Here is a 23,672-nt window from a genome sequence, read left to right on the forward strand (position 1 = left end):
ATCATGCCCAGCCCAAAAACCCCTGCCATCATGTTCCAGGGCACCTGCTCCAACGCGGGCAAATCCGTGCTCACCGCCGCCCTGTGCCGCATCCTCTTGCAGGATGGGTTGCGGGTCGCGCCGTTCAAGGCCCAAAACATGTCGCTCAACTCCTTTGTCACCCGGGACGGCGGCGAGATGGGACGGGCCCAGGTGGTGCAGGCCCAGGCCGCGCGTCTCGACCCAGATGTGCGCATGAACCCCGTCCTGCTCAAGCCCTCCAGCGACACGGGCAGCCAGGTCATTGTCATGGGCAAGCCGGTGGGCAACATGACGGTGAACGACTACCTGGCCTACAAACCCCAAGCCTTTGTCGCGGTCCAGGCGGCCTACGATTCCCTGGCCAGCGAATACGAGGTCATGGTGTTGGAAGGAGCGGGCAGCCCTGCCGAGGTGAATCTCAAAGCCCACGACATCGTCAACATGCCCATGGCCCGGTATGCCGAGGCTAAAGTACTGCTGGTGGGGGATATCGACCGGGGCGGGGTGTTCGCCTCCTTTGTCGGCACCATGGAGATATTGGACGACTGGGAGCGGGAGTTGATCGCAGGCTTTGTGGTGAACCGCTTCCGGGGCCAAAAATCGCTGCTCGCCGAGGCGCTTACCTACATGGAACAAAAAACCGGCAAACCGGTGCTGGGCGTGGTGGATTATCTGCCCAACCTGGGGTTGCCCGAAGAGGATTCGGTGAACTTCAAGGCCGGGCTTTTCAGCCCGCACCGGCCCGCGGGCGCCCATGTCACCGTGGCGCTCATCGACCTGCCGCATATCTCGAACTTCACCGATTTTGAGCCGTTTCTGGCCGAGCCGGATCTGTTTATCAAGATCGCCAGAACTCCCGCCGATCTCGCGGACGCGGATGCGGTGATCCTGCCGGGCAGCAAGAACGTGATCGCTGATCTCAAATGGCTAGTCAAATCCGGTCTGGCCGAGTCCCTGAAACAATACAGCCAGCAGGGAAAGGAAATCGTCGGCATCTGCGGCGGCTTCCAGATGCTGGGGTTGAAGATTGACGACCCCTACCATATCGAGTCCGGCGGAGAGACCCTCACCGGCCTCGGGTTGCTCGACCTTGCCACGGTGCTGGAGAAAGACAAGACCCTGACCCGGCAGATGGGCCACCATCTTGCCTCGTCCCTTGCGGTACATGGCTACGAGATCCACCACGGCCAGAGCCGGGCGCAAGAGACCTGCGACATCCTCCGCTTCACCAACGGGGAAAGCGGCGGGATGGGCAACTCCTCCCAAACTATCTGGGGCACCTATCTGCACGGGATCTTCGATGCGGACCCCTTCCGGCGCTGGTTCATCGACCGGCTGCGGCAGAGGCGGGGGCTTGCCCCGCTCAACAAGGTGCAGGCCGCTTACGACCTGGAACCGGCCTTTGACCGGTTGGCCGAGGCGGTGCGCAGCCAGATCGACATGGACGCCATCTACCGGTTGCTTGAAAAATGATCGGGCTCGAATACCAAATCCTCATCGCCATCCTCCTGGATCAGCTTTTCGGCGACCCGCGCTGGCTGCCGCATCCGGTGCGGATCATCGGCGCGGCCTGCACCTGGTGCGAGCGGATCACCCGCGCGCTGCTGCCGCCGCTTGTCGCGGGAATCTCCTCGGTCATCCTGGTCCTGGCACTCACCGGAGCCACGACCTGGGGCATGATCGCAGGTGCAACCCTCCTCCACCCCTGGCTGGGAACCGCAGCGTCCATTGTCATTCTCTACACCACCATCGCAACCCGCGATCTGGTGCGCCACAGCACCGAGGTCCACGCCGCTCTGCAGAATGGGGATCTCCCAGAGGCCCGCAAACGGGTGGGAATGATCGTGGGCCGGGACACGGCCAATCTCGACCAGGCCGGAGTGACACGGGCGGCGGTGGAATCGGTGGCGGAATCCATGGTGGACGGGGTGACCGCGCCGCTTTTCTTTGCCCTGCTGGGCGGGCCCGTGGGGGCCATGCTGTACAAGGCGATCAACACCATGGATTCCATGTTCGGCTACAAAAACGCCCAATATCTCAAATTCGGCTGGGCAGCGGCCCGGCTGGACGACCTGGCCAACTTCATCCCGGCCCGCCTCACCTCCTTGATGATCCCGGCCGCCTCCTTCCCGTTGCGGCTTGACCCGAAACGCTCCCTGCTGACCCTGCTCCGGGACCGGTTCGCCCACGCCAGCCCCAATTCTGGGCATACCGAGGCGGCGGTGGCCGGCGCCCTGGGCGTGCAACTTGGCGGCCCAAACAGCTACTTCGGCACGGTGGTGGAAAAGCCGGCCATCGGCGATGCCACCCGGCCCCTGGAACCCCAGGACATCCTCCGCGCCAACCATCTGATGCTGCTTGCCTCCGCCCTGACCCTGCTTGTCTGTCTCGCTCTGCGGTGGCACGTCATTATCCTTCTGCCTGCGTTGTTTTCCTGATCATCCTCTTCCTGCAAACACCCTCGGCGCCACGCGGATATCCCTGGATTTTTCCTGCCCCGCCAGCTACGATTAAAAAAAGTCCTTTCTCCCGGCACGGGAGAACCCTCTATCCAAGCAGGAATATGGCATGGCCGGCATACTCAAAAAACTTTTTTCCCCGCGGCAGGTGAGCCTTGGCACCCTTGTCCTGGGATTTCTCCTTGTTCTCAGCTTCATCCCCCTGACGGCCTTTTCCTTCTTCACCCTGGACGGAATTCTCTCCCAGTTGAGTGCCATCGAAGAAAAAGAAGAGTTGCACTTCATGCAGGATGAACTGCATCAGCTTGAAACACAGATTGAACATTACCAACAGATAATCGACTTTGTCTCCCAGTTGCCAGCGGTCATGGAGATCCTGAACCGGGGCGAAAGCAGCCCCGGCAGCATCGGCAAGGACACAGCCTCTCTCCGCTATACCGGGGTGCTGAACAGAACCTTTGCCAAAAACCGCGATGTGGTGAGCATCCATGTACTCGATCAGAATTCTGCCGTGCGGTTTTCCCTGTCCAAAAAGGCGGGCACTATGGAATACCAACAGAGCCGGAAACCACCGCGCACGGTTGACCCTGAATCCATAGAAAAAACCCTGGCCATGCAGGAGAAGGGTTTCTTAACCATCCCGCTGCAAGAAACCCTGCAAGGAGAGGATGACCAGGCATCCCACCGGCTTTTGGTCCGCATTCTCACCCCGATCCAAATGGACGGCGAAACGATCGGGGTCTATCTTGCCGACATCGACATGGGGGTGCTCATTCAGGCCTTTCCCGAGATGCGGTGGGTCTTAAGCGACGGCTGCTATCTGTCCGAAAATCCCCGCAATGGTTCGGCCTTTCTCGATTTTCCAGAACTCAGAAAACTATTTGCTTCTAAAAAGGCCGGGGTCTTGGGGGTTGCCGACCGAAAAACGGCCTGGGTTCCCTTCTTTACCGGACAGAATGACGCCATCTCCCTGTGGGCCGGAAAACCCATCGCTCTTGCCTCGGTACGGACTGCCCGGCAACAAATCCTGATCACCGTCCTGGCGTGTCTTGGGCTGTTGCTGACCGGGGGGCTGGCCATCTCCTTCCTTTTTGCAAAATATGTCCGTCGCCTTTCCCGGCAATTTCTTGCCGGACTGGAAGAATCCATCCTCCACCACAAGCCGGTTTTATGGAGCAAGGACATCCGAATTCGGGAATTTTCCGAATTTTCAGAGAAGATGGATTCCCTGCTGAGCGAACATGAGACCTTGGAGCAGGAACGCCTGGATTCTCAACGGAAACTGCAGGAAAGTGAAGAGATCTTCCGGGTTGTTTTCAATTCGGTGCAGAGCGCGGTGATCCTCATCGACAACCATGACATGATTCGTTTCTTTAACCCCGCGGCAGAGCGCATTTTCGGATATACCTGCGAGGAGGTTCTCGGCAAGAGCTTGCACAGCCTGGTGGTGGTGGAGGAAATGCAAGCAACGGCGCGGAAGGCTTTGGCGGAATTCTGGCACACAGGCCAAGGGCCGATCATTGACACTTCGCGCGAACTCGTGGCCAGAAAAAAGGACGGGAGGATCTTTCCCGCCGAAGTCTTTGTGGCCCGGGTGAGAAAAAACGATGCCTATTGGGCCGTCGGCGCGGTGCTCGATATCACCGACCGCAAGGTCAAGGAAGAAAAACTGGTGATGCTGGCCACCATGGATGGCCTCACCGGGGTGTTCAATCGGCGGCATTTCCTGTTTTTGGCCGAGCAGGAGGTCGCCAGGAGCAAACGATACAACAAGGATATTTACTTCCTGATGTTCGATCTCGACCATTTCAAGGAGATCAACGATACCTACGGCCATGAGGCAGGAGATAGGGTGCTGCAGGATTTTGCCTCGATCTGCACCGCGGGGCTGCGCAGGGCGGATATCTTCGGCCGCATGGGGGGGGAAGAGTTTGCCGCTCTTGTGGTGGAGGCTAAAGGAGAGGAGGCCTTGGCCGTGGCCGAGCGGATCCGGAAAAACTTCGCCTCCCAGAGCATCGGCAAGGACGGGACGGAAAAAAATCTCAGTGTCAGCATCGGGATCAGCCGGCTCGACCCCGCGACCGGGAGCCTGGAAGCCGCGTATGCTAAAGCGGACAAAGCCCTCTACGAAGCAAAAGATCAGGGGCGCAACAGGGTGATCATGGCCGCGGGGTGATCATCTCAAAAAAAAGACAGGGCGCTACTTCACGCCATAATTCCCAAGGGCTTCCAGATATGGCCCGAACAGGTCGTTATAATCGTTCATGCCCCTTTTCAGGATGATGGAAAAATAGCCGGCGTCGTTGTCGTTGACCACCAGATTGGCGCTGTTGGCCAAGGCTTCCAGATCGTACAGGGTGCGAAACTCCGGGCCGACCAGGACATAAAAGACATAGCGCCGCCGGGACATGGCCATTTCCCGCATATACTGGTGAACCGCGGAGCCGTCCAGTCCCTCCCCCTCAAACTTGCTGTGCAGCACCACCGCCTCAAAATTCATGAACTGCATCTTGGCGATGGCCTCTTCCGCCGAACGAACGTAGGTGGGCTGGTAGCCCATCTCGCCGAAGGCCATGGTCGCCTGGGTGGTTATCTCCTCGTCCCCGGCCATGATCAGGGCGTGGGGCACGTTCTCAACCGCCTCCTTTTGGCTGTACACCCCGCTGGACAACCAGCCGAGATCGGGCGGTTTGGGGGCGTCCGGCGGCAGGCGCACCGGCTGGGGTTTTTTTTGGGCCGCAGCCACCATCCCCACCGCCGCCTGATCCTCATTGCCGGTGTGCTCGGCAAAAAGCACGTCCATTAAGGCGCCCGCAGGCTGACCGGCCACCGAACCGTCACTGTTCAATTCAATGGGCTGCTTGCATTTCGGACAGCCGATCTTCAGGGTTCTACCCACGGAGAGCGAGGCAAGGGCGCTCTTGATTTTTTCAAGCTGGGCGTCACTCAGCATGAGGGTCTGCTGGCAATGGGGACACTGGGCAAGCATGGATTTCCTCCGGTATTAAGCTACAAGCTGCGGGCTGTAAACGGCTCCTAAAACCCCGAGCGCCGCTTCTCTTCCTGTTTCACATCCATGGCCAGGCCGGTGATCCCGGTGGTGGACTCGCCCCGGGCGGACTTGATGGAGTCCAGCCCCCGGTTGACCGCGGTTTTCCGGGTGCAGTAACTGGCGGCGGTCTCCTCGGTGATCAGGCCGTCCTCGTACAGTTCAAGGATATGCTGGTCAAAGGTCTGCCAGCCAAGGGCCTTGGCGTCGGCAATAATGTCATAATAGGTCTTATCCTCTGTTTCCCCGTTCATGATCAGCTCGCGCACCCGCAGGTTCATGCCCATGATCTCGAAGGCCGCCACCCGCCCGCCGCCGACCTTGGGCAACAGCCGCTGACAGACGATCCAGCGGATGGTGTCCACCAGCCGGTTGCGCACCTGGGCCTGTTCCTCCTGCTCGAACATGCCAAGTATTCGGTTGATGGTCTGGCCCGCGTCCACCGTATGCAGGGTGGAGAGCACCAGATGCCCGGTTTCCGCGGCGGAAAGACCGATCTCCATGGTTTCCCGGTCGCGCATCTCGCCCACCAGAATAACCTTGGGCGCTTGCCGCAAGGCAGCCCGCAACCCCGAGGCAAAGGAGTCGAAATCATTGCCCAGCTCCCGCTGGTTGAAGGTTGCCATCTTGTGCTGGTGCACATACTCGATGGGGTCTTCCAGGGTAACGATATGCACCGGCTTCTCGTCGTTAATCTTGTCCAGCAGCGCGGCCAGGCTGGTGGATTTACCGGAACCGGTGGCGCCGGTAACGAGGATAATGCCGTTGCGCTCCCCGGCCATGTTGTAAAAAAGCTTGGGCAGATTCAACTGGCTGATGGTCGGGATCTGCATCTCCAGTTTCCGCAGCACCGTGGAGAGGTTGGTCTTTTGCGAGAAAACATTCACCCGGAACCGGGCCTTCTGGCCCAGCCAGTAGGAAAGATCGCAGGAGCCGTGCTTGACCAGATCGTCGAGCAGTCTCTTGTTGCCGCCGATGAGATTGAGGGCGAAAACCTCGGCCTGGAATGGGGTAAGCGAAGGCACCTCCGGCTCCACCGTCACCGGCACCAGTTGCCCGGAGGTCTCCACCTGCAGGGGCTTGCCCACCGTGATATTGAGATCGGAAACATTGCCGTAGGTTTCCAACATGCTGGTAATCCAGTAGTCTATCTCCGTTTGTTTCATGCCCTTCACCTCTCCACCATGTTCCGTAGTCTGCCTGGCCCCTTTACTACAAGGATTGTATAAGAACGGCCCGGATTCTGACAACTATTTCTTTTTCACCAAAAAATAGAGCACGCCCGGATGCTTCATATTGCCGGCCGCCGCCTCGGCATAACGCCCGCCGCCCCAAAATAGATCAAGCCTCCCCGGTCCGATGATGGCGGAGCCGCAATCCTGATTCACCACAAAACGGTGCAAGGGTTCCCAGCCGATGATTTCGCCGGCCGCATCGGCTATTGGCTTGCGGGTGGCGAGAAAAGCGAGGCTGCCGGGGGGAAAGCACTTCTGGTCCAGGGCCACGGACCGGCCCGGGGTCAACGGCTCGCCCAGACACCCCAGGGGACCGGCGGCACCATCATCCCCCCAGCGGAAAAAAACAAAGGATTCGTTATGGCGCAGGATCTTCTCCCGCTCCTCGGGGTGTTCCGTGAGATAACGGACGATCCCGGGCATGGTCGCCTCTTCCTTTCCCATGACGCCGTTTTCCACCAGCAGCCGCCCGATGCTGCGATACTCGCGCCCGTTTTTCGCGGCAAACTGCACCCGGTGCAGCGAGCCGTCCGCGAGCTGTATCCGGCCGGACCCTTGCACATGCAGGATAAAGGCCTCCACCGGATCAGCCAGATACACCAGCTCCTGCCCAGCCAACAACCGGCCTGTTTCGATCTCGCCCCGGGTAAAATAGGGAACCAGGCTGCCGTTGTCCATCCTGCCTGTCTGCCTCTCCCCCCCCTGTGTCCCCGGGATGGAAACCAGATCCGAGGGGGGGCGGTACAAGGGATAGCGGTAGACGGCAGTCTGTGTCAGGCTGGCCTTGAAAAGCGGCTCATAATACCCGGTCAGGAACATCCTCTGGTCAGAAGCCCGGCCCTGTGCCTGGCAGAGCACGAAATCCCTGGTGAGAATCGCGGTCAGTTCCTGGGGGGAAGGCTTCTCCGCAATGATCCGCTTGAAGGCGAGCAGGGATTCGATGAGCCGAACGGCGGAATACTCTCCCCCGCAGAGGGCAAAAGTCTTTCCCTCGGAAAGACGGCTCAGATAGTCCACGCTCCGGTCAATGGCGGGGGCAAGGGACTCATACTCCAGATCGTCCTGGAACAACGGCGGCTCCGTCACCAAAAACGCCGTGGTTACAGGATCGCATTGGCCGGCCACGGGCTGAACCAAGGCGAGGGCAAACCCGCAGCCCAGGATACAGAGTACAAAAAAAATCCGTATTTTTTCCGCCCCAACCCGCATCCGTTTCACGCCTCCTTCTGGTATCTGGCCGCATTGCACCATAGCAGAAAATGGCCGGAAATGCATCCGGCGAAGTACGATCCCCGCCATGGCTCTTCCCTGCTCCGCCTGCCTGTTGCAGGCGAATCCCCGGAAGATCCGCGATAAAAAAAATGTGGCAATTGTCGCAGACACTCGGTATATATCCCCTACTCACTTAGGTATATACTCCTATATCCCCGGCCTTAGAAAGTACACTGAAACAGCACAAAGCTGCGATTACCGAAGGAAACGAATACGACCGGCAACGGTTTTTTTTAACTCTTTTGATTTCTTAGTCTCGCGGGATCGCTTCCCTGTATTGCGAATCCGTGGCTTTTTTTCATTTATGCGAATCCAGCAATTTCCGGAGGTAATGATGAGCGACGATAAAAAAATTGAAAGCATGATGCAGGAAAAACGCCTTTTTGCCCCGCCGGCAGCCGGTCAGGCACAGGCCCACATCAAGAGCATGGCCGACTACGAGGCGCAGTACAAGCGCTCCATGGAAGACCCGGAAGGCTTCTGGGGCGACCGCACCAAGGAGCTGCTCACCTGGGAAAAACCGTGGACCAAGGTGCTTGAGGCGGACATGCACAAGCCCGAGATCAAATGGTTCCAGGGCGGCAGGCTGAACGTTTCCTACAACTGCCTGGATCGCCATCTTGAAAATGGCCGCCGCAACAAGGCCGCCATCATCTTCCAGGGCGAACCCGAAGAAGATGTCCGGGTCTACACCTACCAGATGCTGCACACCGAGGTGTGCCGTTTCGCCAACGTCCTCAAAAAGATGGGGGTGAAAAAAGGCGACCGCGTTGCCGTGTATCTGCCCATGATCCCCGAGCTGGCCATCACCCTGCTGGCCTGCACCCGGATCGGCGCCATCCACAGCGTGGTGTTCGCCGGTTTCTCCGCCCAGAGCCTCAAGAGCCGCATCCAGGACTGCGAGGCCAAGGTATTGGTCACCGCCGACGCCGTTCTGCGGGCCGGCAAGACCATTCCCTTAAAGCCTGCCGCCGACGATGCCCTCCAGGGCTGCGATTCGGTCAAAAAATGCATCGTGGTCAAACGAGCCGGCAACGAGGTTGCCATGCAGGAGGGCCGTGACCGCTGGTGGCACACGGAGATGGCAGCCGACGGCATCACCGGCCAGTGCGCGCCGGAGAGCATGGAGGCGGAGGACAACCTCTTCATCCTCTACACCTCCGGCTCCACCGGCAAGCCCAAAGGCGTGGTGCATACGACCGGCGGTTATCTCACCTATGTGGCGCACACCACCCAATGGGTCTTCGATATCAAGGACGATGACGTGCACTGGTGCACTGCCGATATCGGCTGGATCACCGGCCACAGCTACATCCTGTACGGGCCGCTGGCCCTGGGCGCGACGACGCTGATGTTCGAAGGGGTGCCTTCCTGGCCGGCCCCGGACCGGTTCTGGCATATCTGCGACAAATTCAAGGTCAATATCTTCTACACCGCGCCCACCGTTATCCGCGCCCTGATGCGGGAAGGCTCCAAGTGGACGGAAAAACACGACCTCTCCTCCCTGCGCGTGCTGGGCTCGGTGGGCGAACCCATCAATCCGGAAGCATGGATGTGGTACCACGAACATATCGGCAAGAACAAGCTGCCCATTGTTGACACCTGGTGGCAGACCGAGACCGGCGGCATCATGATCTCCGGCCTGCCCTTCGCCACCCCGCTTAAGCCCGGCTCCGCCACCAAGCCCCTGCCCGGCATCGATGCGGCCATCCTCCGCGAAGACGGCACCGAGGCGGCTCCCAACGAAGGCGGCCATCTGGTCATCCGCAAACCGTGGCCCGGCATGCTCCGCGGCGTGTATCGCGACCCAGGCCGCTACAAAAAAACCTATTTCACCCGCTACGAGGGGATCTACGATCCCGAGGACGGAGCAAGGAAGGACGAGGACGGCTACTTCTGGGTCATGGGCCGCTTGGACGACGTGATCAATGTCTCCGGCCACCGGTTGGGCACCGCCGAGATCGAATCCGCCCTGGTCGCCCATCCGCAAGTGGCTGAGGCGGCGGTGGTCGGCGCGCCCCATGAGATCAAGGGCCAGACCATCTACGCCTATGTTTCCTTGAAGTCCGGGATCGAACCTTCCGACGAACTGCGCGCCGCCTTGCGCACCCATGTCCGCAAGGAGATCGGCCCCATCGCCACCCCGGAGTTCATCCAGTTTGCCGATGGGTTGCCCAAAACGAGAAGCGGCAAGATCATGCGGCGGATCCTGCGCAAGATCTCGGCCGGCGAGACCGAGGCCCATGACTTCGGTGACATCTCCACCCTGGCCGATCCTTCCGTGGTTTCCACCCTGGTGGACGGCAGCAAGGATTTCGTCAAGTAAGCAGAGTTCTTCATAGCATCACAACAAAAAAGGAGCCGGGGGAAGATTCCCCGGCTCCTTTTTTGTTGCATCCGGGAATTTTGAGGGGGGGGGTGGCGCTGGCCTTTTCGCTGTTTCTCTTTCTTCTTTTGCGTGCCCAAAAGAAGAAACAAGAAAAAGGCACCCCAACCAGTCCTGGCCCTGCGGGCTTCCCTTACTTCTCGCAGGGAGCGGGACGCGGAAAAACTCGGGCTTCGCCCTCAGACAGTCGGAGTCTTCGCTTACCTCCCGCGTCTTTTTCCGCCCCCGTCTGCGAGGCGCGGCAGGACAAATGGGGGAGATTTCCATTGGCACGCAGCCGCAATTGTGATTTTTCAAACTGACCCACTGGCCACTATCCCCTTTGCTTCCCCCGCCTTTTCAGGTATTTTGACCGGGCAGACCCACGTTGCCCGGTCAAAAACCTTTTCTATAAGGCGCATCCATGGCTTCCATCGAGTTATTGATCTCCACCCTCTCCGGCTGGATCTGGGGACCACCCATGCTGGTGCTCCTGGTGGGCACCGGCCTGTACCTGACCGTAATCCTGCGCGGCATGCAGTTTCGCGCCCTGCCCCACGCCCTGCGCTTGATCTGGCGCAAGGAGCATGCCGGCGACGGCGACATCAGCCATTTTGCCGCCCTGATGACCGCCCTGGCCGCCACGGTGGGCATCGGCAACATCGTCGGCGTGGCTACCGCCATCACCCTCGGCGGACCCGGAGCTGTGTTCTGGATGTGGATGACCGGGCTGGTCGGCATGGCCACCAAATACGCGGAAGCGGTGCTGGCCGTGAAGTACCGGGAAAAGGGCGAACACGGCATGCGCGGCGGCCCCATGTACTATCTGGCCAAGGGCGCTGGCTTGCCCAAGCTGGCCTGGCTTTTCGCCCTGTTCACCGCCCTGGCCACCTTCGGCATCGGCAATATGACCCAGGCCAATGCCGTGGCCACCATCTTTCAATCAACCTTCGGCGTCGAACCCTGGCTCACCGGCACAGTGCTGATGCTCCTCACCGGGCTGGTGATTCTGGGGGGCATCAAGTCCATCGGTAGATTCACCTCGCTCTTGGTGCCGTTCATGATCGTCGGCTATGTCAGTGCCGCAGTGCTGGTGCTGGCGCTCAACCTCAGCGAAATTCCCCATGCCCTGGGGCTGATCTTCCAACACGCCTTTACCCCCATCGCCGCCTCCGGCGGCTTTGCCGGCTCGGTGGTGGCCGCCTCCATGCGCTACGGCATCGCCCGCGGCGTCTTTTCCAACGAGTCCGGATTAGGCTCAGCCCCCATTGCCGCGGCAGCCGCCCGGACCAAAGATCCGGTCAGGCAGGCACTGGTGAGCATGACCCAGACCTTCATCGACACCCTGGTGGTCTGCACCATGACCGCCCTGGTAATTCTGACCAATCACGCCTGGCTGGAAGGGGTCGCGCCAGGGCAACTGACCAGCGTCAGCTTCGGCCAGACCCTGGGCCAGGGAGGCGTGGTGATTGTCGCCGTGGCCACGGCGCTTTTTGCCTACTCCACCCTGATCGGCTGGAATTACTACGGGGAAAAGGCCATCGAATATCTGGCGGGCCGCCGCGCCATTGCCCCGTATCGGGTGGTCTTTGTCGCGGTGGTGATTGTGGGGGCGATGATGAAACTGGAATTCGTCTGGAATTTCTCCGACCTGATGAACGGGATGATGGCCATTCCCAACATCGTTGGCTTGCTGCTGCTCTCCCAGGTGGTCAAAACAGAAACCGAGCGGTATTTTCAGCGCTGAAGCGCACCATCCTAACAGGACCCGGTAACGCTACTCTTTGAGTTTTTCCGCCAGTTCAACGGCGACCATGGCGTAACGGTTGGAGTTGTTCCATTTGGTGATGGCCTGGAAGTTGGGATAGCCCGCCACATAGCGCATCCCGCCGTCCAATAGCTCAAGACCGACAATGGTCAGCTCCTTGTTTTCCGGAGAAGGCGGCAGGTCCACATCCTGGATCTTTTTCACCGCCGCGCGGCTAACAAAGCCTTTCCGTCCTTGGGCATAGGCTTTTTCCAGCTTCTCCCCCTTCAGCTTCGGCCCGAGTTCATAATAAACCGGCCCCTTGAAGGTCCAGCCGAAGCGCTGGAGATAGTTGGCAATGCTGGCCAGGACATCGGGCACCGACCCCCAGACATCGCGGCGGCCATCTCCGTCAAAATCCACGGCATAGAGCCGGAAACTTGAGGGAATGAACTGGGTCTGGCCAAAGGCCCCGCCATAGGAGCCGGTGATGGCCAGCGGATCAACCCCGTTCTCCCTGCACAGCAACAGATATTCGACCAACTGTCCCCGATAGAACTTGCTGCGGCGGGGATAGGCGTCAAACATGGTATTGAGGGTCTGAAACATGCTGAACCCCCCTTTGTGCTCGCCGAACTTGCTTTCAATTCCCCAGATGGCCACAACAATCTCCCGCTCGACACCAAGTTCTTTTTCAACCCGGTCCAGCAGCTCTCGGTGTTCGTGCAGAAGCCTCTTTCCTTCCTGAATTATCTGCGGAGTGATGAAGCGCGGCGAGTACTCGAAATAGGGTTTGGCCTCCCACTGGGTATCCATGAGCTCCAGTACCCGCTTCTTGATGGTGACCCCGGCAAAAAGTTGGTCCAGCTCTTCCCGGCTGAAGCCGTGCTGCGCCGCCAGTTCCTGAAACAGCTCCTGATAGCGCGGGCTGGCAAGATCGATAACCTGACCATCCTCGACCAAGTCGGCGGCCAGAGGCAACGGTTCCCCGGCCCCGGCAAAACTCGGCGGGCAGGAAAAGATGGCGCAGGACAACAGAAGGGACAGGCCGGCAACGGTTCTATGCAACACGGAAAAACTCATGGGGAAAACACCTCGAAAAATTTCTCAAAAAAGTCCTCAACCTCTCCGGCCGGCAGGGCATTGATCCCACCGGCTCCGGCCCGGCCACCGCCGGTGGGAAAAGCGCGGCACAGGCTATCGGCGCCAAAACGCCGGGCAAGGGGCGCACGCACGCTGACCATGAAGGTGGCGTCGCCATTGTCCACCAGCAGGGCGTGGGCCATGTCCGGTTTCTCTCTGGCCCGTTCGTTGCTGAACACCCCGGCGACCCGGCTGGCCCATTTTGCCGCGGGAAAAGCAAAAATCCGGCCATGGGCTTTTTCCCGCAGGGGTTTCGCCTCCCTGGCCAGCCTGAGATCATCGGCAAAACCCTGGCGCAACAGGGCCGGAATCTGCGACTCTGCACAAAAGACCAGGGGATCGGCATAGGGCTGTACCGCCGCGTAGAGAGCCTGGGGCGGCAGATGCAGATCCGCCACCGTGTGCCCGTAGCCGTTGTAGTTCATCAACTCGCCCAGCTCCCGCAACCCCTCCACCTGAGCCTCGGACAAAGCCAGGGCGGCAGCCGCCTTGCGGGCCGAATCGTGCAGATTGTCGCCAAAGGCCGCAGCCACAGCCCATCCCCGGAAACGTCCGCCCAGGAGTCCATCGACAATGAGGGAGGTGCAGATCTCAGGGCTGGGATCAAGGTGGGCAATCAGGTTGGGGCTGAGCGGCAGATCACCGGCGTAATGGTGATCCACATAGAACACCCGGCAGGAATCAAGCAGTTGCAACAGCGTGGTCCGGTTGCTGTCCAGGGAGATATCCAGCACGGTGAGTTCTGCCCCCCGCACGTGGGCTACCTGCTCAAGCAGCCGGATGTCCCGCTTCACCCCGGTCACCAGGGTGGCCTCGCGAGGCTCTGCCAAGCGAAGCTGGTGCAGGGCGCAGATGCCGTCCGCATCCCCGTTGAAGATGTCGTAATACGTCGTGGTCATGCCGCCATCCTGCGCTCGAATCAGAGATTGCTCTTGCCCAAGCGGGCAAAGCGGCCCACACCGTCGAGGGAAAAGATGAGCATCACCCGCTGGTCATCGGGGGTCTTGCTTGTCTCCAGCTCCACCATCCAACAGGCGGGTTGATAGATCAGGCGAACCCTGGATTCCACCGTATGGTCCTCGGAAAATGACTTGACCAGATAGGCGTCGGCAGAAATGGTTTCGGTCAGCCGCACCCCGGCCATGCCGATCAGGTCATGGGTCGACTCTCCGGTAAGGTCTGTATAAAAATAGGGGGCGATCATGCCGCTGTCCTGGAGATAGCGGTAATTGAGGCCCAACGAATGCCCGCCGGTAAAATTGTACTGGTTGAGCAACTCATACCGGGTCACGCCTTTCCCGTACATGCTCACGTTGGTCTGATAGCCTAGGGCCCAGTTCGGCACCGGGGATACTGTCGCCTCAAACCTGAGATCCGACCAATCATAGCGCCTGCCTTCGGCGGGCAACCCTGAATTTTCCGGATTTTCCTCCCGCAGGTCATAGGTCTGCAAGACCTTGAACATCCCGAGATTGCGGTTCCAGAAATCACCTTTTTTATTGGTGCCGCCCACGGTGAAATAGTTATTGAACTGCCAGGTCAGCCAGTTTTTCCGCTCCAACCGATCCACGCCGTCAAAATACCCGAAGCTGTCACCAATATTTGGCAGTTCCTGGGTCCTGGTCAGGTATTCATACACGAGGTTGGGCCGGATCATGTGCTCAAGCCAATCGGATTTTCCCAGGTCAAAATCGCGCAGCAGGATGGTCGCCATGTTGCCGGTGAAATCATAGGCCTGCCGATCCTGGAAACGCTCCTTATCCCAGGAGGAATCCCCGTAGGATTCAAGCTGGTAGGCAGTTTCCCGAGCCCCGCCGCTGAGCTTGCCTTCGATCCATCCGCCCCGGGGCAGAAAAGAGATCAGCTTGGGGTGCAGATCCAACCGCTGGGTTCCGACCCCCTCTTCGCGCCAGTAGTTGACGTATTCTGAATCCCAGGCGGTGCTGATCCGCGTGCCGCTGATGGGTATGCGCCCGGTGAAATCAAGCCGGGGCAAAGCCTGCAGGGGGCTGGTTGTCCGGGATAAAATGGAGTATTCCCCCTCCTCCAGCACCCCGTCACCGTCATCCGTGCCAAGCAGGATGTCGTGGCGCGTATCCTGCCTGGTCCGCAATTCACCGCTGGCAATCATGTTCGACCAAACCTTGACCAACTGCAGGGAAGACTCCCGCTCATAGATGGTTTCCTCCCGGAGATCCCGGCCGAATTGATCGAGAAACAGGAGATTGCTCGCCGTATAGCCCATGGAGCCGTCCTGGAATTCCTGCAGATAATCCTGGTCGGAAACAAGATCAAGGTCAAGCCTGCCGGTCAGGTTGTCGCCGAAATCATGGTTGGCCTTGCCCCGCAGCCAGTACCGGTTGGTCTCTCTCCGGATAAGGTCGTCCGTTTTGTATTCATTCGTGAGATCCGCGCCCTCGACAAGATCATCGCGCATGTAACTGAGCATGAAGGTTCCGTAAGATTCAGGCCCTTTCACATAGCGGAATTCTCCGCCATACTGGACGCCCCTCTCGGAGAGGTAGCCGGGATAGAGGGTGATATCCGTGCTGGGGGAAACATTGAGAAAAAGCGGAACCATCAGGCCCAATCCGCTCCGGCTGGAATGCGACCATTCCGGGAAGAGCAGGCCGCTTTCCCGTTTGGTCTTGGCCGGGAAGGTGAAATACGGGGTATAGGCCAGGGGGGCGTTTTTCACATGAAAAACAGCGTTGGTCATCTGGGCCATGCCGTCCACGGTGAGCTTGGTGGTGCTGCTGGTAAACGACCAGGGCGGGCTTTTTCCTTCCTCGGGCTTGCAGGCGGTGGCCCAGCCTTTTTTCAGGGTGTAGCTGAACTCCCCTGTTTTCACCACCTCTTGCCCGGTGACATACATGTGGTTTTCCGCCATGAAGATGGTGGAATCCCTGAAGGTGCCGGTCTCGGACCCAAGGTCCATATCCACGCTTTTGGCGGTGATTTCGTCCCGGCCGGACAGGATGTAGACATTGCCCCGGGCCTTGACCGTACCGCGCTCCACATCGTACCGAGCCCAGTCCGCTCTGATAAACATGCCGCCGGACCCCAGATTTTTGGGCCGGATCATGACCACATTGCCCTCGGCCAGGATACTGTTCGGTTCGTCCAGACGGACGAGGCTATCCGCCGTGATCTCCCAGGGAATAGTCCCAGTCGACGCCAGAACGGGACCGGCGCCGGCAAGGACGGCCAAGGTCACCACGATGCTGCACAGAACGCCGCCTGGAGTTATCCGTCTCTCTGCCATGTCTTCCCCGTCAGGCGTTATGCGGCGTTGCCGGATCAATCCGGCGCTCCGCCCGCTTGCCTTCAATCCTCAATCCGCCTGCCGGTTGCAGGCATCATCTCTCAAAACGGCGCCGGTGCTGCCGGAGGTCACCAACCGGGCATAACGGGCTGCGTAGCCGCTGGTGATCTTGGGCGCTGGCGGCTGCCAGTTGTGCTGCCGCTGGACCAGAACCCCTTCCGCCACCACCAGCTCAATGGATTTGTGCCGAATATCGATGGAGATCCGGTCGCCTTCCTCGACAAAGGCAATGGGGCCGCCATCCGCCGCTTCCGGCGAGACATGGCCGATGCAGGCGCCCTGGGTGCCGCCGCTGAAACGGCCGTCGGTGATCAGGGCCACGCTCTTGCCGAGCCCCATGCCGACGATGGCCGAGGTCGGGGAGAGCATTTCCGGCATGCCGGGTCCGCCCTTGGGGCCGCAGTAGCGGATGACCACCACGTCCCCTTCCTTGATCTTGCCGCCTAAAATAGCGGCCTGGGCCTCGTCCTCGGATTCGAACACCCGGGCCGGGCCGCTGTGCTTGAGCATCTCTTCGGCCACCGCCGACTGCTTGACCACGCAGCCGTCCGGGGCCAGATTTCCGTAGAGCACGGCTATGCCGCCGAATTCGTGATAGGGTTCATCCACGGGCCGGATGATGTCGGCATCCCGCACCCGGACCTTTTCGAGATTTTCGCCCAAGGTCTTGCCGGTAACGGTCATCACTTCCAGATTCAGGCCCGCTTCGGTGTTGAGCAGTTCGCGCATCACCGCTTGTACTCCGCCTGCCTCGTCCAACTGCTGCAGACTGTGCGGCCCGCCGGGAATCAGGCTGCAGAGATGGGGCACCCGCTCGCTCACCTCATTGAACAGGGCCAGGGGCAGATCTACCCCTGCCTCCTTGGCGATGGCAGGGACATGGAGGACGGTATTGGTGGAACAGCCCAGGGCCATGTCGATGGCCATGGCGTTCTCAAAGGCGGCGCGGGTGGCGATATCCCGGGGACGGATATCGTCGGCCAACAACCGCATCACCGCCATGCCCGCTTCCTTGGCCAGCCGGATCCGGGCCGCGGCCACCGCCGGAATGGTGCCGTTGCCCGGCAAGCCGAGGCCGATAGCCTCGGTGAGGCAGTTCATCGAATTGGCGGTGAACATCCCGGCGCAGGAACCGCAGCCGGGGCAGGCATGATCCTCGAGTTCGTCCAGTTCTTCGAGGGTCATGGTCTCGGCCTTCACCCGGCCAACCCCTTCGAAAACGCTGACCAGATGCACGTCCTTGCCACGAAAACGTCCGGTGAGCATGGGGCCGCCGCTCACCATGATGGCCGGAATATTGACCCGCAGCATGGCCATGAGCATGCCGGGCGTCACCTTGTCGCAGTTGGGGATCATCACCAAGGCGTCAAAGGGATGGGCCATGGCCATGATCTCCACCGAATCGGCAATAATCTCACGGCTGGCCAGGGAATACTTCATGCCCTTGTGGTTCATGGCCAAGCCATCGCAGACCCCGATGGTCCCGAAGGCGATGGGGGTGCCTCCGGCGATGCGGACCCCGGTTTTCACCGCTTCCAGAATCTTGTCCAGATGGACATGACCGGGGATGATCTCGTTGTGGGCGTGCGCAATGCCGATCAGGGGCCGGCTGATCTCCTCGTTGGTGTAGCCCATGGCCTTGAGCAGGGAACGATGCGGCGCCCGCTCCACCCCTTTGCGTATTGCATCACTGCGCATCTTTTTCATAGGTCGATTCCCGTCAATTGTCCTGATTTTTTCATAGGTTGATCAAAACTTGAGAATACTAGCAGGACGCTGCCTGCTGTCAAGGCAAAAGTCTCCTGCCCCTAAATTTGGAGAGAATGACGCGTGCCAAATCGCGCTGAATAACACGCACCGTTCTCGATTAAAAAAGATACCTCCCGCGCTCATGGTTATGTTATATTGTACACAAAGGAGACAATCACATGGAGACCTCAACAATAACGGTCAGGATTCCCTTGAACATCAAGGAACAGTTGAGCCATCTTGCCGAAGCCACACACCGCAGCAAATCATGGCTCGCGGCCGAGGCATTGAACCGGTATCTGGAACTGAACACCTGGCAGGTGGCGGAGATTCAGCAAGGGATACAGGAGGCAACACGCAAGGAATTTGCCACGGAAGAAGAAGTCGAGGCGGAATTTGCCAAATGGCCGGTTGAATGAAAATCCGCTGGACCCGAACGGCTCTGCGCAATCTCGCCGCCGAAGCCGAGTATATTGCCCAAGACAGCCCAACCGCCGCCGGAAAAACACTGGCCCGGATCAAAAACGCGGTCAATCTTCTTGCCGGTCAACCGTCCATGGGCCGGGCAGGCAGAGTGCCAGACACCCGCGAACTCATCATCCCGGAAACCCCATACATCCTCCCCTACCGGATACATGACGGACAGATTGAAATCCTGCGCGTATTTCATACGGCTCGAAAGTGGCCGATTGACCTGTAAAAATAATACAATAAAATGTATGAAAATCAAACAATACCAGGTAGATGCCTTTACAATCCGAGTATTCGAAGGAAATCCCGCCGCCGTGTGTCCGTTGGCAAGCTGGCCGGACGATGAACTCCTTCAAGCCATCGCGCAGGAAAATAATTTATCTGAGACAGCCTTCTTTGTGCCCTCGGAGAAGGGTTTCGCGTTACGTTGGTTCACACCGGTCAAGGAAGTTGATCTATGTGGCCATGCAACCTTGGCATCAGCACATATCATCTTCGAAACTCTTGCCTACCCAAAACAGGCCATCACTTTTGCAACACGTCGCGGCGAATTAATCGTCGAGCAGAAGGGAAAGTTGCTGGAAATGAATTTTCCTGCATATCCACCAATGCCCCACGAGTTTTCCGAAACCTTGATCAAAGGGCTTGGCCAGCGCCCCATTGAGGTCTTGGTCGCCGACGATTATTTGGCCGTATTTGATAGTGAAGCAACCATTCGCGCTATCACGCCCAACCTAGCTTTGCTCGGCGAGCTTGATTTGCGTGGTGTCATCATTACCGCTCCCGGAACGGAAGTGGATTTTGTCAGCCGCTTCTTTGCCCCCAAGTTCGGTATTCCAGAAGACCCCGTCACAGGTTCCGCCCATTGTGCGCTTGCGCCGTTCTGGGCCGAAAAGCTTGGCAAAAACATCCTGACCGCCAGACAGGTTTCCAAGCGTGGCGGCAACATCACTTGTGAGATGAAAGCTGACCGCGTACTTCTCTCAGGGTCTGCGGTCACGTTCATGGAGGCGGAAATCACCTTCTAAACCAACGTTACGGTATCGTCCCGCTTCATGCCGCAGTACTCAGGAGGGACGTAGTTTTCTCTTTTCCTCATTAGCCTCCCTGACTACCACGAGCCCTCTTGCTCTTTTCTTGCAACTAAATTTAGTTGCACAATTCTCGGCTATTGGATTTAGGATACCCGCATGGGAAAACACGACAAACTGCTGGCGAAACTCCAAAGTCGCCCGAAGGATTTTACTTTTCAGGAGGTCGTCACTCTGTTGGCAGGGTTTGGTTATGCCCTCAATCAGAGCGGCAGCGAGTCACGGGTCCGGTTCGAACATGCGCATTGTGCGCCCATATTCATGCACAAGCCGCACCCGTCGCCGACACTGAAGCCTTATCAGGTTGAGCAAGTACTGGATGTTTTGCACCAGGAGGGTTTGCTATGAAGAACACCATGGAATACAAGGGGTATACCGGGTCGGTTGAATACAGCGACGAAGATGGAATTTTCTTCGGCAAGGTGCAGTTTATTCGGGCGCTGATCAGCTACGAAGGCAGCAACGCCGAAGAGTTGCGCAAGGACTTCCGCGATGGGGTGGACGATTATCTAGCGATGTGCGAGGAAAAAAACATTCCGCCGGAGCAGCCGTTCAAGGGGTCATTCAACGTGCGGGTTGGCCGTGATTTGCACCGGCAGATCGCCCTCGAAGCGGCACGGCGCGGCGTGAGCTTGAACAGCCTGATCGTTGCCGCCCTGGAAAAAGAGACGCACCACGCAGCGTAGTCCTGCGGTTGTCCCGTTGCGGGCAAGCAGATTTGCCTTGCCAAGAACCCCGGATTGTTATACCTTGCCAAACAAGAAAAAATCCCCTACCAGCGGAGGGAATGCCCTGCGACCCTTGACGCACACACCTCTATCCTCAGCCGTTTCGCCGCGGACCCGTAAAACCCCATGAAATATGTATTTGGCCCGGTCAATTCCCGCCGTCTGGGAATTTCACAAGGCATTGATCTTGTCCCCCCCAAGATATGCAATTTCAACTGCATCTATTGCGAGATCGGCGCCACCACCACCCACACCTGCGAGCGCAAGGAGTACATCCCCCTGTCCGAGCTGCTGGCGGAGATCGACACGGTGCTGGCGGACCGGGAACTCCTGGCCCACCTTGATGTTTTCACCATCACCGCCAGCGGGGAGCCCACCCTGCACAGCGGCATCGGCCAGGTAATCCGCTATCTCAAGAAAAAGTCCGACAAGCCGGTGGTGGTCCTGACCAACGGCGCCTTGCTCTACCTCCCGGAAGTGCGCCAGGATCTGCTGGCCGCGGATATCGTCATCCCCTCGCTGGATTCGGCCCGGGAGGAAAGCTACCGCCGCATCAACCGGCCTGCGGCCTGCTCGCCCCTGGCCGAGCTGATCGAAGGTCTCATTACTTTTCGGCAGGAATTTTCCGGAAAATTCTGGCTGGAAATCCTCCTGGCCAGTAGAATCAACGACAGCCCGGAAGACATCGCCGCCTTGGTGGCAGCCGTAAAAAAAATCAGGCCGGACAAGGTGCAGCTCAACACCGTGGCCCGGCCGCCCCTGGAAAGCTTTGCCAAGCCCCTGACCCGGGCGGAACTGGAAGCTGTTGCCCGCCAGCTTCCAGGAGAGGTGGAGATCCTGGTGGATTTCACCACCCGGGAGCGGGAAAAATTCCGCACTCTTTCCGAAAACGAAATTATTGAAATGCTGAAAAGAAGACCCTGCACTGCCAACGATGTCAGCGAGGCCCTCAATCTGGACCCGGACACCACGCAGATCATGTTACAACAAATGGCCGCCAGCGGCCGCATCATAGAGACGACACACCATGACAAACGATACTACCAAACCAGCAGATGAACGGCCCAACAGCCAAACAACGGGCAACAACGGGGATGAGCGCTCAATCCTCTCCCGGGTGAGCAAATGGCTAAAAAAGCCTGGCAAACCCGGGGAAGAAGAAGGCCGCACCGCCAGCCCGCCGGCCTCCACCCCAGGCCGGACGGATGTTGTTCCTGCCTCCGGCGAAACTTCACGGCCCGAAGGCGACACCGCCGCCTCCACGGGGACCAAACCACGCCGCCGGAAACGGCCGCCCCGGAGGCGATCGAAAGGACCTAAACCGGAAGGCCAAAAAATCGAAGCAGGCGCCGAAGGCGAGCAACCTGTCTCGGCCTCGATTGAAACTGCGGCAAAAGAAAAGGCTGCGGCTCCGGCCAGGCCTCCGCGCCAGCGGTCGCCCCGCAAAGCCCCGGATCGCGCCAAGGAAGCACCGAAACCCTCCGCGACCAGTCAGCCGGTCAAGGGCGACACCACCCTGAAGCTGCTCATCAACACCGATGAGCCGGAAGAATGCCGTCTGGTGCTTCTGGAAAGCGGCAAGGTGGAATCATTTTACGTGGAGACCGTCAGCCAGGCGCAAACCAAGGGCAACATCTACAAAGGACGGGTCACGGCGGTGGAGGCCAATCTGCAGGCAGCCTTTGTCGATTACGGCACGGAAAAGAACGGCTTTCTGCCCTTCGGCGACATCCATCCGGAATATTACGCCAACGAGGTTGCCGCTGACACCCACTGGAAGGATCTACCCATCCAGGATGTCCTGAGCAAAGGGCAAGAAGTACTGGTTGAGGTGGTCAAGGAGGCCACCGGCAACAAGGGCGCGACCCTCACCACCTATCTCTCCCTGCCGGGAAGGTATCTGGTGCTGATGCCCGGCAGCGACAGCGCCGGGATTTCCAGAAAGATCGAGTCCGAGGAAGAGCGCAACAAATTGCGGGAGATGGTGGACAGCGTCAGCATCCCCGAGGGCATCGGCTACATCGTCCGCACCGCCAGCCAGGAAATCACCAAGACCGCGCTGGCCCAGGATGTCCGCTACCTGCTCAACCTCTGGAAGGAAATCAAGAAAAAAGGCCAGACCGTCAAGGCCCCGGCCCTGCTGCACAAGGAACAGAACATCGTCTCCCGCTTCCTGCGCGACCACTTCACCTCCGAGATCGAAGAGATCCTGGTGGACGACGAGGAGGCCCTGGCCCAGGTCAACAACTTCCTCGAACTGCTGCCCGCGGCCCAGCGCAAATCAACGGTGGCCAAACTGCACAAGGGAACCCAGCCCCTGTTCCATCAATACCATGTGGAAAAACAGATCGAGCAGATCTACCAGCCCACCGTGCCCCTGCATTCCGGCGGCTCCATTGTCATCAACCCCACCGAGGCGTTGGTCGCCATCGATGTCAATTCCGGCCGCACCGGCAAGGACAAGAGTTTTGAAGACGCGATCTTTCTCGCCAACATGGAGGCGGCCGAGGAATTATCCCGCCAGCTCCGGCTCCGGGATCTCGGCGGCCTCATCGTCGTGGACTTCATCGACATGCGCGATTCCAAGCACATCCGCGAGGTGGAAAAAAAGGTGCGCGACTGCATGAAACGCGACAAGGCCAAGGTGGATTTCTCCAAGATCTCCAAGTTCGGCCTCATGCAGATCTCCCGGCAGAAGATGGCCGCCCCGGTTTCCGTGGGCAGCTACCGCCTCTGCCCCCATTGCCAGGGGCGCGGCATGGTCCGTTCCGTGGAAACCCAGGCCTTGGTGCATTTCCGGCAGATCCAGACCGGAGTGGCCAGAAAGGAGATCAAACGGGTGGTCTGCCGTCTGCCCATGGAGACTGCCCAGTACATCTTGAACAAAAAACGCGCCGACTTGATCGAGCTGGAACAGGAGCATCAGGTCGAGATCACCATTACCCCGGACCCGGTCATGCCCCCCACCGAAAGCAAGATCGATTTCCTCAAGGAATGATGGCTTCGCACAAGGAATA

General features: G+C 59.1%; 19 protein-coding genes. 12 read left to right on the plus strand and 7 right to left on the minus strand.

Translation table 11 applies throughout. From position 1 onward, the window contains the following. The first annotated feature begins 3 nt into the window (after positions 1 to 3). The 3 genes from MWR57_RS05360 to MWR57_RS05370 all read left to right on the plus strand — a co-directional run bounded on the left by MWR57_RS05360 (position 4) and on the right by MWR57_RS05370 (position 4,656). A complete protein-coding gene (locus MWR57_RS05360) occupies positions 4 to 1,494 on the plus strand; it encodes a cobyric acid synthase (RefSeq protein ID WP_423123765.1) in 1,491 nt (496 codons plus the stop codon). Continuing rightward, the gene (cbiB, locus tag MWR57_RS05365; protein ID WP_423123766.1) at positions 1,491 to 2,459 is read left to right on the plus strand and encodes an adenosylcobinamide-phosphate synthase CbiB; all 969 of its coding nucleotides are present in this window, start codon (positions 1,491 to 1,493) and stop codon (positions 2,457 to 2,459) included. The genes MWR57_RS05360 and cbiB overlap by 4 nt, the downstream gene beginning before the upstream one ends. 130 nt (positions 2,460 to 2,589) lie before the next feature. After that, complete coding sequence (locus MWR57_RS05370; protein WP_423123767.1) at positions 2,590 to 4,656, plus strand: sensor domain-containing diguanylate cyclase; 2,067 nt, start codon at positions 2,590 to 2,592, stop codon at positions 4,654 to 4,656. A 24-nt stretch (positions 4,657 to 4,680) separates the two neighbouring features. Here the strand turns inward: MWR57_RS05370 and MWR57_RS05375 are convergent, their stop codons facing one another. From MWR57_RS05375 to mltA, 3 genes are all read right to left on the minus strand, one after another. Continuing rightward, positions 4,681 to 5,469, minus strand: coding sequence for a zinc ribbon domain-containing protein (locus MWR57_RS05375; RefSeq protein ID WP_423123768.1), 789 nt, complete (start codon positions 5,467 to 5,469; stop codon positions 4,681 to 4,683). Positions 5,470 to 5,516: 47 nt separating this feature from the next. Then, entirely contained in the window at positions 5,517 to 6,695 is a 1,179-nt protein-coding gene (locus MWR57_RS05380) for a type IV pilus twitching motility protein PilT (protein ID WP_423123769.1), read from the minus strand. A gap of 84 nt (positions 6,696 to 6,779) precedes the next feature. Further along, entirely contained in the window at positions 6,780 to 8,063 is a 1,284-nt protein-coding gene (mltA, locus tag MWR57_RS05385) for a murein transglycosylase A (RefSeq protein WP_423123770.1), read from the minus strand. A 304-nt stretch (positions 8,064 to 8,367) separates the two neighbouring features. Between mltA and acs the strand changes: the two genes are divergently transcribed. Then, the gene (gene acs / locus MWR57_RS05390; RefSeq protein ID WP_479723947.1) at positions 8,368 to 10,362 is read left to right on the plus strand and encodes an acetate--CoA ligase; all 1,995 of its coding nucleotides are present in this window, start codon (positions 8,368 to 8,370) and stop codon (positions 10,360 to 10,362) included. 463 nt (positions 10,363 to 10,825) lie between these two features. Further along, the gene (locus MWR57_RS05395) at positions 10,826 to 12,148 is read left to right on the plus strand and encodes an alanine/glycine:cation symporter family protein (protein ID WP_423123771.1); all 1,323 of its coding nucleotides are present in this window, start codon (positions 10,826 to 10,828) and stop codon (positions 12,146 to 12,148) included. 30 nt (positions 12,149 to 12,178) lie between these two features. On the opposite strand, the gene MWR57_RS05400 is transcribed toward MWR57_RS05395, so the two are convergent. The 4 genes from MWR57_RS05400 to ilvD form a co-directional block, all read right to left on the minus strand. Continuing rightward, positions 12,179 to 13,219: a lytic murein transglycosylase gene (locus tag MWR57_RS05400; protein WP_423123772.1), complete on the minus strand. Its 1,041-nt coding sequence runs from the start codon at positions 13,217 to 13,219 to the stop codon at positions 12,179 to 12,181. Between the two features lie 8 nt (positions 13,220 to 13,227). Then, positions 13,228 to 14,190 (minus strand): hypothetical protein, encoded by a 963-nt coding sequence (locus tag MWR57_RS05405; RefSeq protein ID WP_423123773.1) that lies wholly within the window; start codon positions 14,188 to 14,190, stop codon positions 13,228 to 13,230. Between the two features lie 20 nt (positions 14,191 to 14,210). Continuing rightward, positions 14,211 to 16,556, minus strand: a complete 2,346-nt coding sequence (locus tag MWR57_RS05410; RefSeq protein WP_423123774.1) for an LPS-assembly protein LptD — start codon at positions 16,554 to 16,556, stop codon at positions 14,211 to 14,213. 69 nt (positions 16,557 to 16,625) lie between these two features. Further along, positions 16,626 to 18,314 (minus strand): dihydroxy-acid dehydratase, encoded by a 1,689-nt coding sequence (ilvD, locus tag MWR57_RS05415; protein ID WP_423123854.1) that lies wholly within the window; start codon positions 18,312 to 18,314, stop codon positions 16,626 to 16,628. Between the two features lie 230 nt (positions 18,315 to 18,544). Between ilvD and MWR57_RS05420 the strand changes: the two genes are divergently transcribed. The 7 genes from MWR57_RS05420 to MWR57_RS05450 all read left to right on the plus strand — a co-directional run bounded on the left by MWR57_RS05420 (position 18,545) and on the right by MWR57_RS05450 (position 23,653). Continuing rightward, complete coding sequence (locus tag MWR57_RS05420) at positions 18,545 to 18,784, plus strand: CopG family ribbon-helix-helix protein (protein ID WP_423123775.1); 240 nt, start codon at positions 18,545 to 18,547, stop codon at positions 18,782 to 18,784. Then, a complete protein-coding gene (locus MWR57_RS05425) occupies positions 18,781 to 19,065 on the plus strand; it encodes a type II toxin-antitoxin system RelE/ParE family toxin (RefSeq protein ID WP_423123776.1) in 285 nt (94 codons plus the stop codon). The genes MWR57_RS05420 and MWR57_RS05425 overlap by 4 nt, the downstream gene beginning before the upstream one ends. A gap of 19 nt (positions 19,066 to 19,084) precedes the next feature. Next, the gene (locus MWR57_RS05430) at positions 19,085 to 19,864 is read left to right on the plus strand and encodes a PhzF family phenazine biosynthesis protein (protein WP_423123777.1); all 780 of its coding nucleotides are present in this window, start codon (positions 19,085 to 19,087) and stop codon (positions 19,862 to 19,864) included. Positions 19,865 to 20,026: 162 nt separating this feature from the next. Beyond that, positions 20,027 to 20,275, plus strand: a complete 249-nt coding sequence (locus MWR57_RS05435) for a type II toxin-antitoxin system HicA family toxin (protein WP_423123778.1) — start codon at positions 20,027 to 20,029, stop codon at positions 20,273 to 20,275. Then, positions 20,272 to 20,613 carry a type II toxin-antitoxin system HicB family antitoxin gene (locus MWR57_RS05440; RefSeq protein WP_423123779.1) on the plus strand — a complete coding sequence of 114 codons (342 nt, stop codon included), beginning with the start codon at positions 20,272 to 20,274 and terminating at the stop codon, positions 20,611 to 20,613. The genes MWR57_RS05435 and MWR57_RS05440 overlap by 4 nt, the downstream gene beginning before the upstream one ends. A gap of 168 nt (positions 20,614 to 20,781) precedes the next feature. Beyond that, the gene (locus MWR57_RS05445; protein ID WP_423123780.1) at positions 20,782 to 21,714 is read left to right on the plus strand and encodes a radical SAM protein; all 933 of its coding nucleotides are present in this window, start codon (positions 20,782 to 20,784) and stop codon (positions 21,712 to 21,714) included. Next, a complete protein-coding gene (locus MWR57_RS05450) occupies positions 21,683 to 23,653 on the plus strand; it encodes an Rne/Rng family ribonuclease (protein ID WP_423123781.1) in 1,971 nt (656 codons plus the stop codon). The genes MWR57_RS05445 and MWR57_RS05450 overlap by 32 nt, the downstream gene beginning before the upstream one ends. The last annotated feature ends 19 nt before the right edge of the window (positions 23,654 to 23,672 follow it).

It is taken from the genome of Hydrosulfovibrio ferrireducens (assembly GCF_046883345.1).
In the GTDB taxonomy this organism is placed as follows: domain Bacteria; phylum Desulfobacterota; class Desulfobulbia; order Desulfobulbales; family Desulfurivibrionaceae; genus Thiovibrio; species Thiovibrio ferrireducens.

Coding starts and splice junctions, on each gene's coding strand:
- MWR57_RS05360 (WP_423123765.1), top strand. CDS start 4: ATGCCCAGCCCAAAAACCCCTGCCATCATGTTCCAGGGCACCTGCTCC.
- cbiB (WP_423123766.1), top strand. CDS start 1,491: ATGATCGGGCTCGAATACCAAATCCTCATCGCCATCCTCCTGGATCAG.
- MWR57_RS05370 (WP_423123767.1), top strand. CDS start 2,590: ATGGCCGGCATACTCAAAAAACTTTTTTCCCCGCGGCAGGTGAGCCTT.
- MWR57_RS05375 (WP_423123768.1), bottom strand. CDS start 5,469: ATGCTTGCCCAGTGTCCCCATTGCCAGCAGACCCTCATGCTGAGTGAC.
- MWR57_RS05380 (WP_423123769.1), bottom strand. CDS start 6,695: ATGAAACAAACGGAGATAGACTACTGGATTACCAGCATGTTGGAAACC.
- mltA (WP_423123770.1), bottom strand. CDS start 8,063: ATGGCGGGGATCGTACTTCGCCGGATGCATTTCCGGCCATTTTCTGCT.
- acs (WP_479723947.1), top strand. CDS start 8,368: ATGATGAGCGACGATAAAAAAATTGAAAGCATGATGCAGGAAAAACGC.
- MWR57_RS05395 (WP_423123771.1), top strand. CDS start 10,826: ATGGCTTCCATCGAGTTATTGATCTCCACCCTCTCCGGCTGGATCTGG.
- MWR57_RS05405 (WP_423123773.1), bottom strand. CDS start 14,190: ATGACCACGACGTATTACGACATCTTCAACGGGGATGCGGACGGCATC.
- MWR57_RS05410 (WP_423123774.1), bottom strand. CDS start 16,556: ATGGCAGAGAGACGGATAACTCCAGGCGGCGTTCTGTGCAGCATCGTG.
- ilvD (WP_423123854.1), bottom strand. CDS start 18,314: ATGCGCAGTGATGCAATACGCAAAGGGGTGGAGCGGGCGCCGCATCGT.
- MWR57_RS05420 (WP_423123775.1), top strand. CDS start 18,545: ATGGAGACCTCAACAATAACGGTCAGGATTCCCTTGAACATCAAGGAA.
- MWR57_RS05425 (WP_423123776.1), top strand. CDS start 18,781: ATGAAAATCCGCTGGACCCGAACGGCTCTGCGCAATCTCGCCGCCGAA.
- MWR57_RS05430 (WP_423123777.1), top strand. CDS start 19,085: ATGAAAATCAAACAATACCAGGTAGATGCCTTTACAATCCGAGTATTC.
- MWR57_RS05435 (WP_423123778.1), top strand. CDS start 20,027: ATGGGAAAACACGACAAACTGCTGGCGAAACTCCAAAGTCGCCCGAAG.
- MWR57_RS05440 (WP_423123779.1), top strand. CDS start 20,272: ATGAAGAACACCATGGAATACAAGGGGTATACCGGGTCGGTTGAATAC.
- MWR57_RS05445 (WP_423123780.1), top strand. CDS start 20,782: ATGAAATATGTATTTGGCCCGGTCAATTCCCGCCGTCTGGGAATTTCA.
- MWR57_RS05450 (WP_423123781.1), top strand. CDS start 21,683: ATGACAAACGATACTACCAAACCAGCAGATGAACGGCCCAACAGCCAA.